This window comes from Acinetobacter sp. PW68 (assembly GCF_020982655.1).
GTDB classification, from domain to species: Bacteria; Pseudomonadota; Gammaproteobacteria; order Pseudomonadales; family Moraxellaceae; genus Acinetobacter; species Acinetobacter towneri_A.
Genome location: NZ_JAHZSX010000001.1, coordinates 864044 through 881565, shown reverse-complemented (window position 1 = coordinate 881565; position 17522 = coordinate 864044). Strand labels below are relative to the sequence as shown.

15 protein-coding genes are annotated in these 17522 nt (G+C 41.3%); 6 read left to right on the top strand and 9 right to left on the bottom strand.

The window, feature by feature from the left end:
- Positions 1–16 precede the first annotated feature (16 nt).
- The 4 genes from lepB to K1T76_RS04145 form a co-directional block, all read right to left on the bottom strand.
- Positions 17–844: a signal peptidase I gene (lepB, locus tag K1T76_RS04160; protein ID WP_230244173.1), complete on the bottom strand. Its 828-nt coding sequence runs from the start codon at positions 842–844 to the stop codon at positions 17–19.
- A 20-nt stretch (positions 845–864) separates the two neighbouring features.
- Positions 865–2682 carry a translation elongation factor 4 gene (lepA, locus tag K1T76_RS04155; protein ID WP_230244172.1) on the bottom strand — a complete coding sequence of 606 codons (1818 nt, stop codon included), beginning with the start codon at positions 2680–2682 and terminating at the stop codon, positions 865–867.
- 309 nt (positions 2683–2991) lie between these two features.
- Entirely contained in the window at positions 2992–3447 is a 456-nt protein-coding gene (locus tag K1T76_RS04150) for an acyl-CoA thioesterase (protein ID WP_230244171.1), read from the bottom strand.
- A gap of 175 nt (positions 3448–3622) precedes the next feature.
- On the bottom strand, positions 3623–5005 hold the full coding sequence (locus tag K1T76_RS04145; protein WP_230244170.1) for a Do family serine endopeptidase: 1383 nt from the start codon (positions 5003–5005) through the stop codon (positions 3623–3625).
- Between the two features lie 330 nt (positions 5006–5335).
- Here K1T76_RS04145 and nadB point away from each other — a divergent pair, with 330 nt between their 5' ends.
- Positions 5336–6970 carry an L-aspartate oxidase gene (gene nadB, locus K1T76_RS04140; protein ID WP_230244169.1) on the top strand — a complete coding sequence of 545 codons (1635 nt, stop codon included), beginning with the start codon at positions 5336–5338 and terminating at the stop codon, positions 6968–6970.
- A 178-nt stretch (positions 6971–7148) separates the two neighbouring features.
- Here nadB and mtlD read toward each other — a convergent pair whose 3' ends face one another.
- The 5 genes from mtlD to pabC form a co-directional block, all read right to left on the bottom strand.
- Positions 7149–9278, bottom strand: a complete 2130-nt coding sequence (gene mtlD / locus K1T76_RS04135; protein ID WP_230244168.1) for a bifunctional mannitol-1-phosphate dehydrogenase/phosphatase — start codon at positions 9276–9278, stop codon at positions 7149–7151.
- 194 nt (positions 9279–9472) lie between these two features.
- Positions 9473–9883 carry a PaaI family thioesterase gene (locus K1T76_RS04130; RefSeq protein WP_268259884.1) on the bottom strand — a complete coding sequence of 137 codons (411 nt, stop codon included), beginning with the start codon at positions 9881–9883 and terminating at the stop codon, positions 9473–9475.
- A gap of 140 nt (positions 9884–10023) precedes the next feature.
- On the bottom strand, positions 10024–10620 hold the full coding sequence (gene tmk, locus K1T76_RS04125; protein ID WP_179990080.1) for a dTMP kinase: 597 nt from the start codon (positions 10618–10620) through the stop codon (positions 10024–10026).
- A 2-nt stretch (positions 10621–10622) separates the two neighbouring features.
- Positions 10623–11687: an endolytic transglycosylase MltG gene (mltG, locus tag K1T76_RS04120; RefSeq protein ID WP_230244167.1), complete on the bottom strand. Its 1065-nt coding sequence runs from the start codon at positions 11685–11687 to the stop codon at positions 10623–10625.
- The gene (gene pabC / locus K1T76_RS04115; protein WP_230244166.1) at positions 11680–12513 is read right to left on the bottom strand and encodes an aminodeoxychorismate lyase; all 834 of its coding nucleotides are present in this window, start codon (positions 12511–12513) and stop codon (positions 11680–11682) included. The genes mltG and pabC overlap by 8 nt, the downstream gene beginning before the upstream one ends.
- A gap of 159 nt (positions 12514–12672) precedes the next feature.
- Here pabC and K1T76_RS04110 point away from each other — a divergent pair, with 159 nt between their 5' ends.
- From K1T76_RS04110 to K1T76_RS04090, 5 genes are all read left to right on the top strand, one after another.
- A complete protein-coding gene (locus K1T76_RS04110) occupies positions 12673–13680 on the top strand; it encodes a sulfate ABC transporter substrate-binding protein (protein ID WP_230244165.1) in 1008 nt (335 codons plus the stop codon).
- Positions 13681–13999: 319 nt separating this feature from the next.
- Positions 14000–14605 (top strand): alpha/beta hydrolase, encoded by a 606-nt coding sequence (locus K1T76_RS04105; protein ID WP_230244164.1) that lies wholly within the window; start codon positions 14000–14002, stop codon positions 14603–14605.
- An 87-nt stretch (positions 14606–14692) separates the two neighbouring features.
- Positions 14693–15526 (top strand): sulfate ABC transporter permease subunit CysT, encoded by an 834-nt coding sequence (gene cysT, locus K1T76_RS04100; protein WP_230244163.1) that lies wholly within the window; start codon positions 14693–14695, stop codon positions 15524–15526.
- Positions 15523–16416: a sulfate ABC transporter permease subunit CysW gene (cysW, locus tag K1T76_RS04095; RefSeq protein WP_230244162.1), complete on the top strand. Its 894-nt coding sequence runs from the start codon at positions 15523–15525 to the stop codon at positions 16414–16416. Before cysT ends, cysW begins: the two co-directional genes overlap by 4 nt.
- An 11-nt stretch (positions 16417–16427) precedes the next feature.
- On the top strand, positions 16428–17489 hold the full coding sequence (locus tag K1T76_RS04090) for a sulfate/molybdate ABC transporter ATP-binding protein (protein ID WP_230244161.1): 1062 nt from the start codon (positions 16428–16430) through the stop codon (positions 17487–17489).
- Positions 17490–17522: the final 33 nt, after the last annotated feature.

Sequence of the window (17522 nt, the reverse complement as noted above, 5' to 3'; positions counted from 1 at the left end):
TTCCTAATCTGCTGCATTAATCAATTTTGCCGTTACGACTAAATGACGGCAAATTAAACCCAGGCTCTTTATGCATCCAAACATAGAACGCACGACCTGTTAGGTTTTCCTCTGGTACAAAGCCCCAGAAACGACTGTCAGCACTTTGATCGCGGTTATCCCCCATCGCGAAGTAATGACCTTCTGGAACTTTAACTTCCCAATATAAACCATTTTCTGCTGAATATTTACCATTGTCTACATAGTTCAGGAATGGTGCCTGACGCGCCACGTTGACACCTTCAAGCTCGCGCATGGTAAATGTATGCGTGCCTAAAGTTTCCTGATGGTAAATTGATGTAGGTGTATCTAAACTGTCTTTTTCACGGGTAAACTGGATTGGAGTTTTGGTTACTTTTTCACCATTGATGCTCAACTGACCATGATCATAAACAATATGATCACCTGGTAAACCGACAATACGCTTAATATAACTAATACTTGGTTGTGGTGGATAACGGAACACCGCAACCTCACCACGTTCAGGCGAACCCACATCTATAATTTTGCTGTTGATAATTGGCAAACGCACACCGTATTCAAATTTGTTCACCAAAATAAAATCCCCCGTTTCTAAAGTTGGCACCATAGAATCTGAGGGAATATTAAATGGTTCATACAGGAATGAACGCAGTACCATCACTACTGCCAAAACAGGCCAAAAATCATACGCCCATGTGATGATGAAGTTTTCATTGCCTCGTCCTTTGGTTGCTCTTTGCTTAAATACAAATTTATCGAGCAGCCACACCACAATAAAAAATAATGTGGCAGGAACGAGAATCAAATTAAAATCAAAATCCATGGGTTTTTATCCTTATAATTTTAGCGTTCGACTTTGAGTACGGCCAAGAAAGCTTCTTGCGGGATTTCAACACTTCCCACTTGCTTCATGCGTTTCTTACCTTCTTTTTGCTTGGCAAGCAGTTTCTTCTTACGTGAAACATCACCGCCATAGCACTTCGCGAGTACGTTTTTACGCATCGCTTTCACAGTTGAACGTGCAATAATTTGCGCACCAATGGCAGCCTGAATAGCCACATCAAACATTTGACGCGGAATCAAGTCTTTCATTTTTTCAACCAAGGCAATACCACGGTGACGTGCATCTTGACGGTGGCAAATCATCGCTAAGGCATCAACTTTTTCACCGTTAATTAGTACGTCTACTTTAACCAAAGATGAACTTTCAAAACGAACAAAGTTATAATCTAAGGATGCAAAACCACGTGAACATGACTTCAATTTGTCAAAGAAGTCCATCACGACTTCCGCCATTGGAATTTCAAAAGTAATGGATACTTGGTTACCCAAGAATTTCATGTCCTTTTGCACACCACGACGTTCAATACACAAAGTCATGACGTTACCCAAGTATTCTTGTGGCACTAAAATATGACATTCTGCAATCGGTTCACGCAAATCTTCTACCGTTGAACCATCAGGCATTTTAGATGGACTGTCGATATACACCGTTTCACCATTTTTCATCACGGCTTCATAAATAACCGTTGGTGCCGATGAAATCAGGTCTAAATCGTACTCACGCTCTAAACGCTCTTGTACGATTTCCATGTGCAACATGCCCAAGAAACCACAACGGAAACCAAAGCCTAAAGCATCTGAACTTTCAGGTTCAAAGAACAAAGCTGAGTCGTTAATTTGTAGTTTATGCAATGCTTCACGGAACGGTTCAAAGTCGCTAGCATCAATTGGGAATAAACCTGCATAAACCTGCGGCTTAACTTTTTTAAAGCCAGGCAAGGTTTCTACTTCTGGTGTCGTTGCGAGTGTAATGGTATCGCCCACTGGCGCACCAAAAATGTCTTTAATACCCGCAATGACAAAGCCAACTTCGCCTGCTTCCAAAATACCTGTTTCGGTATGTTTTGGATTAAAAATACCAACTGAGGTAATAATGTGCGTTTGACCTGTCGATTTCATCAACATTTTATCGCCTTTACGCACACGACCTTGCTTGATACGTACTAACGACACAACGCCTAGATAGTTATCAAACCATGAATCAATAATTAAGGCTTGCAAGGGCGCATCACGATCACCTTGTGGTGCAGGAATGACACTCACCAAGGTTTCTAATACATTGTCGATGCCTAAACCAGTTTTAGCCGAACAGGTAGGTGCATCTTGCGCTTCGATACCAATAATTTCTTCAATTTCATGAATCACACGCTCAGGTTCTGCCTGTGGTAAATCAATTTTATTCAGTACAGGTAAAACCTCTAAGCCTTGCTCGATTGCGGTATAGCAGTTTGCAACAGATTGCGCTTCCACCCCTTGTGCCGCATCCACCACCAATAGCGCACCTTCACAAGCGGCTAAAGAACGTGACACTTCATAAGAAAAGTCGACGTGTCCTGGGGTATCAATGAAGTTTAATTGGTATTCCTGACCATTTGGATGGTTGTAGTACAAAGTCACCGAGGTGGCTTTAATGGTAATCCCACGCTCACGCTCAAGCTCCATAGAATCCAACACCTGCGCTTGCATCTCACGATCTTGTAGACCGCCACAGGTTTGAATGAAACGATCTGCCAGAGTCGATTTACCATGATCGATGTGCGCAATGATCGAAAAGTTACGGATGTTTTTAATATCAACAGATTTTTTAGCTTGCGCCATGGGTTACCTTAAAAAATAACACGCCCTGCACCTTAAAATTCATGCAGAGCAAAAGCCGAATAGAAATTGCGAAGGATTATAGCAGATGGATTTTTCAATGTATCCATAATAATGAGTTCCTTTTGCAGCCTCACGCATTTTTCTTTTTATTCGAGAGTTTCAGGCTGTTTATGTAAAGAATTACGTCTTAATTAAGCTGAGAATTGAAAGCCACGTCATACTGTTTGAAACAGGTGAATACCTTCTTTAACAACATCTCTAGCAATAATATGCAGCAACTTTCAATGATGCTTTATTGGTTGATTCCACTCATCTTAATGAATCATACTCACTAAAATCTAAAGGATTTACATCAGCAGTAAGCGGTTGATAGGCCTGCGTAAATGTCGGTGACATGCGTTTTGGACGACCTGTAGCAATTTCCACACAAGCCCATTGCGTATTGCCCATAAACAGCAGACTTTTATCTTGAGGGCGATAAAACGCATATTGGCGAAAAGAATACAACGCATTCAAGTCGCTTAACCATGTACGCAAAATCAGCTCCTCACCTTCGAGTGCCGCTTTACGATATTGCACATGATGTTCCACCGCCACCATCGCATGTTTTAGTTTTAAGTATTCCTGCACACCCAAACTTAATGTTTCGATATGTGCCGATGCTACATCCTGCATCCATTGCACGTACACCACATTATTGACATGCCCTAAAATATCAATATGTTCTGGCTGTACGGTGATTTTTACATCAAATATGCTGCTCATGTCATCCTTTTAACTAAAACGGCGATGTCGGTGTAGTCTAACAAAAATACCAATTTACAAAATAAAAGTCGCCCTAATTCAAGAGCGACTTTCTTAAAAAATAAGTGACTATCTAAAGTTTAGCAAGATTCTAAATTTTAGTTTGATTCACTATTTGATTTCATGCTGCATCAACTTATTGAATACGCATGCCTATAATCGCACGTTGCCCTTGACGGATAATCACCACACGTGCAATAGCGCCTTGTTTCAAGGTAGACACTGTTTCAACAAATTGGTTGGCATTTTGGATAGTGGTGTTATTCAATTGCACAATGACATCGCCTGGCATCATACGCGCCTGAGCAGCCGAACCACCACGACGCACTTCCTGAATCAGCACACCGCCTTTAATATCTAATTGGCGTTGTTCTGCAACACTTAAATCGCGAATCGACACCCCTAAAACAGGACCTTTAGCTGCTGTGTCAGGGTTATTTTTGGCAGGAGTGTCATCAGGTGCAGTGCTTACCGTAGCGGTAATATTACGGCGTTTATCATCACGTAATACTTCAAGCTGAATACTTTGATTGGGCACTGAGCGGTTTAAATAGTTCAACAATTCAGAGGTTCTGGAAATAGCTGTGCCGTTGTATTTAAGAATCACATCCCCTGCACGCAAACCTGCACGTGCAGCAGGTGAATTTGGTGAAACTTGAGTAATTAATGACCCTTCAGGTTTACTGAGTTTATAAGATTCTGCCAGATTGCGATCAATATCTTGCAAACTCACCCCTAAATAAGAGCGGGTCACTTTACCATTTCGTTTTAACTGATCGGCCACGTCCATTGCTACATCAATAGGAATAGAGAATGACAACCCCATATAACCACCCGTACCACTAAAAATACGGGAGTTCACGCCCACAACCTCACCACGCTGGTTGAACAGTGGCCCACCTGAGTTACCTGGGTTTAAAGCTACATCGGTCTGAATAAAGGGTACTGAGGTTTCACCCATCATATTCCGCATTTTTGCACTAACAATCCCTGCCGATGCAGAATAGTCAAATCCAAATGGAGAACCAATTGCAAGCACAGGCTCACCTACACGCAATTGATCGACATTGCCTGTACGCAACTCTGGGAAACTAGCACCTTGCACTTTTAATAAAGCAACATCAGTACGTTCATCACTACCCACCACAGTTGCATCTAATTCACGGCGGTCATTCAGTACAATTGTAACTTTTGAAGCATCTTCCACCACGTGGTGGTTCGTTAAAAGGTATCCATCTTTACTAATAAAAAATGCACTGCCATAACCTGTTTTTTCTTGTGGCAATTGTTGTTGTGGAATAATGACTTGATTGCCAAAAAAACGGCGTAAAATTTCTGGAACTTGTTGTTGTAAGAGTTCTTCCTGACTCATTTTTTTGACAACATTGACACTCACAACAGCAGGACTCACCTGCTCAACCAAATTAGAAAAGTCTACTGGTGGTGCTGCTTGAGTCTGCACAGTTGCCATAGTAAAAACAGCCGCATATAAACCTTTTTTTAAATTGCGATTTTTCATAAATAGCATTCACTCAATAATAATTATGACTTTGAACCCATCTTATTTATCACAAAATTACTCGGTTTTGCGTAATAAAATGTTGAATCTTTTCAGTTTCAGCTTTTAGTTTATTGCAATTAAATCAGTTTGATGAGATTGAATATTTAACCATGCTGAATCTGACTTAAAGCTCAACATCTGAAATAGATTGGACAAAATTGTCATAAAAGTTGGAATATTCCATAAAAGTTTCCCGTTTATTCTTTTTTTTCATTATTCATGCCCACTTCGCACTTGCGTTTTTCTGCAAAAAGGGGTGTCATTATCCAACTTTTTTCAAATTAGCTGATGGACATGTCTAATTTAAACACAACACATCAATTTGATGTGATTATTGTGGGAAGTGGTGGTGCAGGTTTGAGTTTAGCGCTCTCATTACCCCAGCATTTCAAAATCGCCGTTTTGGCAAAATCTACCCTAACTGAAGCCAGCACCTTCTATGCGCAAGGTGGTGTTGCTGCAGTCCTTGATAAAACCGACTCAATTGAACAACATATAGATGACACCATGATTGCAGGTGCACATTTATGTGAAATTGACGCCGTAAAACAAACGGTGGAAGGCGGTAAACCTTCGGTAGATTTTCTGCTCAAACATGGTGTGCAGTTTACCTTAGACGAACAAGAGCAATTGCATTTAACCCGTGAAGGTGGCCATTCTCAGCGCCGTATTATTCACGCTGCCGATGCAACAGGTCGTGCAATTTCCACGACTTTGGTCCAACGTGCTCAAGAACAGCAAAACATCACGATATTTGAAAACTATATTGCCATTGACCTGATTACCTCACAAAAGCTTGGTTTAAACGAAGCTAATCGCTCATTGGGCTTATATGCACTAGATGAAAGTACTCAAAAAGTACATACCTTCCTTGCTCCATTTACTGCACTTGCCTGCGGCGGCGCAATGAAAGCCTACCTTTACACATCAAACCCAGACATTGCCACAGGTGATGGTATGGCCATGGCATACCGTGCAGGTTGCCGTGTAGCCAATATGGAATTTAACCAATTCCATCCAACCTGTTTGTATCATCCTCAGGCGCGTTCTTTTTTAATTACTGAAGCCATGCGTGGTGAAGGTGCATATTTACGTTTACCTGATAGCGAACGCTTTATGCTGCGTTTTGATGAACGAGCAGAACTCGCTCCGCGTGATATTGTGGCACGTGCAATTGACTATGAAATCAAGCGTTTGGGTATTCGTCATGTATGGCTAGATATTACCCACAAGCCTGCAGAATTTGTCAAGGAACACTTCCCTACACTGTATGCACGTTTGCTGGAATTAGGCATTGATATCACTACAGATATGATTCCGGTTGTACCTGCTGCCCACTACACTTGTGGTGGTGTGATGGTGGATGAACATAGCCAAACCGATATTGCAGGTTTATACGCGATTGGTGAAACGTCTTATACAGGTTTGCATGGCGCTAACCGCATGGCAAGTAACTCTCTTTTAGAATGTTTTGTATATGGAATGGCAGCGGCCAAACATATTGAAGCACATCACACCGCAGATTATAGCTCGCCTGAAGTCCCTGCTTGGGATGATTCTCAAGTCACTAACCCTGATGAAGATGTGGTGATTTTACAAAACTGGGATGAGCTACGTGCAACCATGTGGAACTACGTCGGTATTGTACGCACCACCAAGCGTTTAGAGCGTGCCTTACACCGTATTGAAATGCTAAAACGTGAAATCACCGAGTATTATCAGGACTATCAAGTCAGTAAAAACTTGATTGAGCTGCGTAATTTGGTTCTGGTTTCTGAAATGATTGTGCGCTGTGCCATGCAACGCAAAGAATCGCGTGGTTTACACTTCACGCTAGATTATCCTGAACTCGCACCTGAATTGCGTAAGACTGTGCTTATTCCACCAAATTTCCAAGTGGAAACCCCATTGGTGAATGAGTGATCTGATTGCTTGTTACACAACAGCATTTGCATAAAAGTATCTGTGAATAAAGTGCATTTGAATTCTAATGCAAGAAAGCACCGAATCGTGTTCCATAACACGATTCGGTATTTTATCATTTTGAATATGATGACGTTAACTTACTAAACCTCCCCCCAAGAATTCATCAAGTTGAGTTTTAGATTACGGCTGCAACTTGAGTACCATCTTGAATAAATGCTTCTAAGCGAACTTGACCAGCCAATAGTTGCTGTAATTGGTGGCTAATTGTGTACTGCAATTGCTGCCGTGTCTGTTCGTCTATAGGCGCATTTTGCAATTGTTTTGACAAATGCTGTAATGCTGCTTGAGCCCCCAACTGCTGCATTTTAATTGCATACAGATAGCCCAACACCACTCCTTTCTGCACATAATTTGCAGCTAAATCATGCTGCAGATGATAAATCAAAGCACCCATCACCCGTTCATTGGCTGAGAGTTTACGCAAAGGGTCACGTGCCACACGCTGACACGGGTCTTTATAGGCATGTTCACATGAGTCCAGAAAGCTCTGTGCCAGATGCTTTAAGTTTTGCTGACGATGCGGCAACTGTGCAGCTAATCCCAACGCTACTTGTGCCGAAACAGCGCGGGTAAAATCTGCAACCAATGGGTCTGCCATTGCGACACCAATACTGTTATGCCCTATTAAACTGGATAACCAAGCCATCATGGCATGTACACCATTCCATAAACGATTTTTAATGAGTTGGATTTCGGCAATATCATCTACCAAAATCATTTGACGCATGTGTTGCAATAATGGACTGGCATTTTCCACATAAATAGGCATGTCACTTTCAGCATGAAATAAAATTAAATCCATACTTTGCAAAATGTGACTGGGCTGAAAATTGCGTCTTAAATCTTCTACATATAAGGTGGCTTGACGCTCTTGCTCAGGCTGCAATCGAGTATTGTCTTCAATTTCAATTGGCTCTGCTTCGTCATCCAACTGAAATTGCTTAAAAATATTATACTTGATGCGTAATTGGCGATATAAGTTTTGATCGCTTAATTTAGAGACCATTCTATTTACGACAGTATCGCAAAAATAATGCTGCGCCATAATTTTGGCTGCCGTATCGGGATCCAACAACGTCTCTAACGCCTGATGAATATGCGTCATCAAGAGCTGTTTTGCCCCAACTTTATTTAAAATTACCAAAATAGTTAAAGGCTGATGGAGTTCAACTTGCGCTATAAAACGGGCATATAAGCCCTGCGCAATTACTTTAGCCTCTTGCTGTAAAGCATGTTCAGGCAAACATAATGCAATGAGGCTCGACTCCACATACATTTGCTGCATCTGCTGCAAGTTCTCCGCATCAATGATGTGCATATTTTCAATTCGTTCATCATAAGAACATTGTCCATAACGAATTGAATACGTTCCAAAGGCGTTTACTGCAGAACGATATAAGGTATTCCGTGTAGAAGCATAAATACGTTTAGGACGGGTATAGCCATCCCAGTGCGATAAAATTTGGGCCAAATAGCCCCCACCTATTGCACCAAAACCATGAATCCCCACACTCAACTGATTTAAAGTTTGCGGGAAGGCCTCTTGTAAACTCGGCATTTCCAATACAGGAATAACTTGATTTAAGTCATCTAAATAAGCTTGCATACTTGCGTAATAATGCTGCGTGAGTGACAACATATTAGCATTAGGTTTTTTTATATCCCGAAATAGTATGGTTATGCCACCCGCTGCATGTGCAGATTTGATTCCATTTTCAGAATCTTCCAGCATGAAACATTCGCTAGGTTCTAGATTAATTTTTTGTGCGGCTGTTATAAAAATTTCAGGATGTGGCTTGCCCTGTTGCACCTCATCGCCACAAACTAATACATCAAAAAACTTATAGACATTGGCATTAATCAAATATTCTTCGGCAATGGCACGACGACTAGACGTAGCAACCGCCATTCTCAAGCCAGACTTTCGTAACCGCTCTAATACCTGCAACAAACCTTTTTTAATGGGCACACCAAAATTGCGCACACTTTCTAATTCTAGTTCATCAGCACGCTGACGGATCTCACGGTAAGGAATGTCTGCACCATATTCTGCTTGCGCCAGTTGTTCAGCGCTCTTTGCACTCAAACCCAAACATTGCATGAGGTATACGTCTGAAAATTCAACGCCAATGAGCTCCTGAGATGCCTGCTTCAATGTTTGAAACCGTAATCGTTCAGTATCAAACATTGTTCCATCCATATCAAAGATTGCTCCATGAACAATATTGTTCTTAAATTTAAGCATTTAGCTCCCTTGTTTTATCACTTACGGGTTGCTAGCTTAGACAAAAGCAGATTTGATCTATATGAAAAACATAAAATGAAATATTTGTGATTATTTTTTAACCAATCAAACCCTGATTTTCATGTAGTATGTGTACATATGTAACTACATGGTAAATATAAGTAACTAAAATTAAGATAAAGCTGACTTTATTCTCAGCCAATCTGTGGAATCGAATACGTCCCTGTGACATGCGCCACGGCATCATCTACACCTTCGGAATATACCCAAACCTCACCGACCACGAGGTTTTTCCCTACTTTCATTAAGCGACATTCACCACGTAAATTACGCCCTGCTGCGGGCTTGCGTAAAAAGTTGATGTTTAAATTACTGGTCACCGCCAAAGCCACCAAACCCAACTCCCCTAAAATGGCGATATAAAGTGCATAGTCTGCAACAGTCATCATAGTCGGCCCTGATACTGTGCCACCTGGGCGTAAATCACGTTCATCAATGTGATAATGTACCAATGCGCCACGTGGCGTGATGGACACAATTTCACATTTTTCCAGACTTTGCGGAAACTCTACTTTTAAAAATTCAATAATTTCTTCTTTGGTCATACTTATTATTCGCTATTTTTTTAAAAAATCTTCTAAAGCGTTTCCACTATAGAAGATTTTTCCATTCAATCAAATGTCTAACTACAACCCAATGGCTTGTTATGCCTTTTTGTGTATGCCTTTGCGTTTTATGCCTTCGCTTACAAATAGTGCATCGCTTGTGCAAATACTTGATCTGGACTTTGTGTTGCATCTAAGCGCTTCACCCGCTCAGGATGTCGCTCCCACAAAGATTGATAGCCACCCCTTACTTTCTCAAAAAAAGTGGCTTTCTCTTGCTCAAAACGATCAAGCGCTCCACGCGCACGTGCACGGGTCATACCCAGTTCAATCGGTGCATCGAGCCAAAAAGTTAAGTCAGGCATACGTGCGACAAAGTTATTATTTAAAGTCATCAACTTGCTTTCACTTAAACCACGTCCCGCACATTGATAAGCAAAACTGGCATCGCTAAAACGGTCACATAGTACAGTTTTTCCTGCAGCCATTGCTGGTAAAATCACCTGATCTAAATGCTGAGCACGCGCTGCATACATCAACAATAACTCAGTGTCTGAACACATTTTTTCTTCATGGTTGACCGCGAGTAACAAAGCACGAATTTGCTCTGCCATAGGGGTTCCACCTGGCTCACGGGTTAAAACCACCTCTTGACCTTGTGCAGTAAAATAATCATGAATACGGCGAATGAGTGTCGTTTTGCCTACCCCTTCGGTGCCTTCAAAACTGATAAACATGCTTATTCCCCCGATTTTTTCGCGCGCAGTACATTTAAATATTCCTGCACGGCACGGTTATGATCTTGCAAATTGGTGCTAAATTTATGTCCACCATTACCTGTCGCGACAAAATAAATGTTGTCAGATTGGTCTGGATGCATCGCCGCTTCAATGGCTTTTTGACTTGGCAAGGCAATTGGTGTTGGCGTTAAGCCACTCATGGTATAGGTGTTGTATGGCGTTGGAGTGCGTAAATCCTGACGGGTGATATTACCCTGATAACGATCTCCCATACCATAAATGACGGTTGGGTCAGTCTGTAAACGCATACCCAGTTTTAAACGACGTACAAACACACCTGAAACTTGCTCTAATTCCGCATCAACATTAGTTTCTTTTTCAATAATGGATGCCATGATTAAAGCTTCATATTTATTTTTATAGGGCAAATCTGCTGCACGATTATTCCAAGCATCATCCAATGATTTCATTTGACGCTGATACAGATCGGTTAAAATTTTACGGTCAGTTTCACCTTTGGCAAAGAAATAGGTATTCGGTGCAAATAAACCTTCGGGATGTGTAAAAGGAATATTTAAAGCTTTGAGCATTTGATCATACGGCAAATGCGACACTTCTTTAGTCACCAACTCATCTTCCTTCAACGCATCAATTAGTTGTTTGAAAGTCGTACCTTCGATCACCAAAATACGGTTCATTTGTGCATTTTCAGCATTGGCGATCATTTCCAAAACCTGACGTACACTCATACCCTGACGGACCTCATACACGCCTTTTTTCATAGTGTCGTGAATCATCACCCGTTGATAGAGTTTTAAAACAATTGGAAAATTCACATGATCTTGTTCTGCCAAACGATCAATAAAACGTGAGTAAGTATCACCATCATTAATCGCCAATAATTGTTTTTTTCCTTCAACTGGATAATCTTTAAATAAGCTTGACCATAAGATCAAGCCAACAACCAAAAATAGTCCGAGTATAAAAATAAGCGCACCTTGAATAGCACGCTTAGACCGCATAGTTTTGGTTTTCTTTTTAGATTTTGATGGACGCTTAGACATAAGAATGAATCTGATTTAGTTGAAGTTGCTTAAATAGTTCCACACACGGCTGCACATCTAAAACCTGCTGCCCTAAATGGCTGACAATTTTCATGGGCGTTAAAGCATTACAGAAAAACAAACTTTGAATCTGCGCAATTTCCGAAGCATGAACATCACGCTGTTCACAATGCAAATTCTGCTGTTGCATGCGCGATAAAATTTCTGCCCGCATGACACCGTGCACGCCATTATAACCAAGTTGCGGAGTAATCCATGTATTGTTTATACGAATGAAACAATTACTACTCACACCTTCAACCACACTGCCCTGTACATCAGTAACCAAAGCTTCTGCCCAGCCTTTTTGATCGGCTTCTTGTTTGAGCAATACCTGTTCAAGCCGGTTTAGACTTTTCAGTCCAACTAAATTCGGCATGCTCAGCCCTATCGCTTGCGTCAAGACGCCACTATGAATGATGTCATAATGATATGCTGTATCTAAAGATGCTTGCACTTGTGGATAGAAAAACACCCAAACATCGGCAGGATGATCAGGCAAACTGTAACCTCGCTGCCCCACACCACGACTTATAATAATCTTTAAAGTGCCATTTAATTCGCCATGCGCCTGTTTTAAAAGTGTCAGCGTTTCAGTGATCAACTCAAGATTGGCATTTAAAAAAAGTTGATGATTGGCATATTGCAAACGCGCCAAATGACGGTCAAATAATTCAATTTGATTTTGGTGAATACGTGCAGTGCTAAAGCATCCATCGCCATAATGAAACGCGCGATCTAACACATGAATCTGCTCGGTAGGCTTGGCATTTTTATAACACTGCATAGAAAAGTACTCGTTATTTATCTCTAAATATAGAAAACAATGAAGAAATTTATATTTATCATTTACTGATATCCAGCGCATTTTAAATTATTTTTTCAGCAAATAGACTACCGATATGCTTGCCTCATTCAACAACATATTTAATACATGAGGTCAAAAATGAACTTTACAAAACTGAAAATTGGACTACTGGCAGCCGTACTTTCGGCAACAACTCTGAGCGTATCTGCAAAAGACTTTCTGAATGTGTCTTATGATCCAACCCGTGAATTATACGATAACTTTAACAAAGATTTTGCTGCGTACTGGAAAAAAGCCACTGGGCAAAACATTAACTTTAAACAATCACATGGTGGTTCGGGCAAACAGGCACGTGCGGTAATTGATGGTTTGGGTGCCGATGTCGTGACTTTGGCGCTAGCTGCCGATATTGATGAAATTGCCAAACGTGGTCTACTCCCTAAAGACTGGCAAAAGAAATTTCCGCACAACTCGACCCCTTATACATCCACAATTGTATTTTTAGTGCGTAAAGGCAACCCGAAAGCGATTCAAGATTGGAGTGATTTGATCAAACCAGGGGTAGAAATCATTACCCCAAATCCAAAAACATCTGGTGGTGCACGCTGGAACTATTTGGCAGCGTGGGCATGGGCAAAACATCAACCTGCGGGCAGTGATGCCAAAGCACAAGAATTTGTGCGCCAAATTTATAAACAAACCAAAGTATTGGATTCAGGCGCACGTGGTGCAACCACCACTTTTGCAGAACGTGGCATTGGTGATGTTTTGTTAGCTTGGGAAAATGAAGCCTATTTAGCCGTGCGTGAACAACCAGGCAAATTTGAAATCATCACCCCATCCTTATCCATTTTGGCTGAACCACCTGTGGCAATTGTAGAGAAAAATGTGCAAAAAGATGGTAATCAACACTTAGCCAAAGCTTATTTAAACTATCTCTATTCACCTGCGGGTCAAAATATTGCTGCAAAGCATTATTATCGACCACGTAATGCTAAGGTATTGGCACAATATAAGTCGCAATTTAAACCATTAAAACTTGTAACCATTGACAAAGAGTTTGGTGGATGGAGCAAAGTTCAGAAGCAACACTTTGAAAATGATGGCATTTTCGATCAGATTGTCAAAGCCAACCAAACCAAATAATACTCCGAAAGGTAAATCATACCAAAGCTCTAGCTGAAAACACCCAAATTGAAAAATGCGGGTGTTTTCACAAACGCATTTTTACCTGATTCACATATATCTCTTTTATTCATATAAAATTCATTTTTAATTATTTTTTTTGCATAGAAACTCTAGTTATCCTTGTTGCAGATTATTTAAAACATGAATTTTACAGCATTATCTTACTGAGTTTTGAATCCAAGTGATCACAGCCAAAGCTGAAAATGATGGGTTCAATTCATATTCAAGCGTTATTCAGATCATTATTTCAGGCTGAAATATGCGAAGGAGCATCGACATGATTCATACCGTAATTGTTCCAGGTGTAGGTGGCAGTGAATATGCGCACTGGCAATCTTGGTTACAACGACAACTCATGTCTTGCTCGCGTGTACAACAGTCAGACTGGAATAGCCCAATTTTACAGAACTGGGTTGCTGAATTTGTCAAAACAGTTGCCCCAATTCAGAACGATATTCAAATTGTGGCGCACAGCTTTGGTTGTCTGACCACAGTGGCAGCCTTAGCACAGCAACCTAAATTGCAGGCGAAAATTAAAAATGTGGTTTTGGTTGCACCTGCTAACCCTGCCCGTTTTGGTGAATCTGGTTTTGCACAACACAGCCAAAGCAATTATTCGGCTTATTTTCAGCAACTTAAATTGACTGTACCGACACGCTTATTGATCAGTGAAAATGACCCGTGGCTAAGTTTTGCAGATGCACAGGCACTTGCCCAAGCATGGCAATTAACACCGATTAATTTAGGACAAGTGGGTCATATTAATGTTGCATCAGGCTTTGGGGCATTTCCTGAAATTTATGATTATTTGATTGCAGAAAATATGCAATCACATATCAGTATTTCTGATAACAACAAGTATTTATTCAAATTTGCAATTTAATCTTCGCAAATTATGCTTGTGCCGAATTTATCTTTTACTTTTATCTGTTTGTTTTCAAACACTCATTCTCTCTTTTGAGGAGTCATCATGTCGCAGCGATCCAAAGTGCTGCCAGGATTTGGTCTTTCTCTAGGCTTTACCCTAGCGTATTTATCCTTAATTGTTCTTATTCCCTTATCGGCTGTATTTATTAAATCGCTGGGTATCGGTTGGGATGGTTTATGGGAAATTTTAAGTTCAGAACGTATCCAAAAATCTTTGCAACTCAGTTTTAGCGCTGCGCTCATTGCAGCCTTTATTAATGTCGTCTTCGGCTTATTATTGGCATGGTGTTTGGTACGATACAGCTTTCCGGGCAAACGTATTATAGATTCTTTGGTCGATTTACCTTTTGCATTGCCTACTGCAGTTGCGGGTATTGCCCTGACTTCTTTATACGCACCCACAGGCTGGATTGGACAATATTTAGAACCACTGGGCATTAAAGTCGCCTATACCCCTATCGGGATTACCCTTGCCCTGATTTTTATTGGTATTCCATTTGTTGTGCGTACCGTACAACCTGTACTCAGTGACTTAGAAACCGAATTGGAAGAAGCAGCATCTGCGCTGGGCGCGAACCGCTTTCAAATTGTCAGCAAAGTGATTTTTCCCATTTTACTGCCTGCACTGATTACAGGTTTTGCCCTCGCATTTGCGCGTGGCGTGGGTGAATATGGCTCGGTGATATTCATTGCGGGTAACCAACCATTTAAAACTGAAATTGCACCCTTAATGATTATTTCCCGTTTGGAAGAATATGACTATGCGGGTGCAACCACAATTGCTGTGGTGATGTTGCTGATTTCTTTTGTCATGCTGTTCCTGATTAACTTATTACAAGCATGGGCAAGTCGTCGCACAGGGAGAACAGCACGATGAGTTTAAATACCAACAGCAATGCTTTGGCTGAAAAACTGCAATCACGCGATGCAACACGTGAGCCGACTTGGGTACGCTATACCCTGATTGCGATTGCTTTGACTTTCTTTTTAAGCTGTCTGATTTTGCCGCTGATTTTGGTTTTTGTAGAAGCGCTTAAACAAGGCGTCGGTGTCTATGCCCAAGCTTTAGTACATCCTGACACTTTATCGGCAGTGAAATTAACCTTACTCACCGCAGCGATTGCCGTGCCTTTGAACGTGGTATTTGGTATTGCAGCAGCGTGGGCAGTGGCGAAATTCAATTTCCGTGGTAAGGCAATTCTCACCACCTTAATTGACATGCCTTTTTCAGTTTCCCCTGTCATTGCAGGTTTAATGTTAGTCCTAATTTTTGGTACACAAGGCTGGATGGGTGGCTGGTTGATGGAAAACGACATCAAAGTTTTATATGCCGTGCCTGCAATTGTGATTGCCACGATCTTCATTACTGTACCTTTTGTGGCGCGTGAATTAATTCCTTTAATGGAAGCACAAGGCACAGAAGAAGAAGAAGCTGCAATTGTATTAGGTGCATCTGGTTGGCAAACCTTTTGGAAAGTCACTTTGCCAAATATTAAATGGGGTTTAATTTACGGCGTAATTCTGTGTAATGCCCGCGCGATGGGTGAATTTGGCGCAGTATCTGTGGTATCGGGGCATATTCGTGGAGAAACCAACACCCTACCGCTGCACGTCGAAATTCTCTACAACGAATACACTTTTAGTGCTGCGTTTGCGGTGTCCTCTCTCTTGGCACTTCTTGCAATTGTGACCCTAATTTTAAAAACTTGGGTTGAAATTCGCCAAGAAAAGCAAAACCAACGCAATGAAGATTTAACTGTTTCTTAAGGAATGACCGCATGAGTATTCAAGTTAAAAATATTGAAAAAAATTTTGGTGCATTCCATGCACTGAAAGACATCTCCCTCGATTTTCCAGATGGTCAACTGGTGGCACTGCTTGGACCTTCAGGCTGTGGTAAAACTACTTTGTTGCGTATTATTGCGGGTTTAGAATCGGCAGATCGTGGACAAGTCATTTTAGAAGGTCAGGACGCAACCGATGTGCATGTACGTGAACGTCAAGTCGGTTTCGTTTTCCAGCACTATGCCCTATTCCGCCACATGACTGTATTTGACAATATCGCGTTTGGTTTACGGGTACGTCCGCGTGCAACCCGACCATCAGAAGCCGAGATTAAAAAACGTGTGATGCGTTTACTCGACTTGGTACAGTTAGGCTTTTTAGCAGACCGTTATCCTGCGCAGTTATCGGGTGGACAACGTCAGCGTATTGCTTTGGCACGTGCCTTAGCGGTTGAACCACGTGTATTGTTATTGGATGAACCTTTTGGTGCGCTCGATGCCAAAGTGCGTAAAGAATTACGTCGTTGGTTAAGAACCTTGCATGATGAATTACACATCACTTCAATTTTCGTGACCCATGATCAGGAAGAAGCGCTCGAAGTTGCAGATCAAATTATTGTTATGAACAAAGGGAATGTCGAACAAATTGGTTCACCACGTGAAGTGTATGAACAGCCTGCCACTCCATTTGTATTTGACTTCTTAGGTCAAGCCAACCGTTTTGAAGGACAACATCATCAAGGAATTGTGCAAATTGGTGAAGATCGTGTACAACTTCTTAATCAACCCAATGCGCCACAAGGCAATGTCATTGCATTTGCACGTCCAGATGAGTTGCATATTCATGCCCAACCACAAGAAAATACCATTCAAGCGACCTTCTTACGTGAAGTTTGGATTGCTGGTAAAGTAGTTGCAGAATTGCAAGATCGCCAAGGGAATTTAATTGAAATTGCACTCACTGCAGATGAAGCTAAGCTGCACCAATTCCGTCCAAACCAAACGGTTTGGTTAAGTGTAACCACTTTACATTTATTTGAAAATCAAGTCGCATAAGGACATTAATATGGAGCCTAACCCGCTCCATCC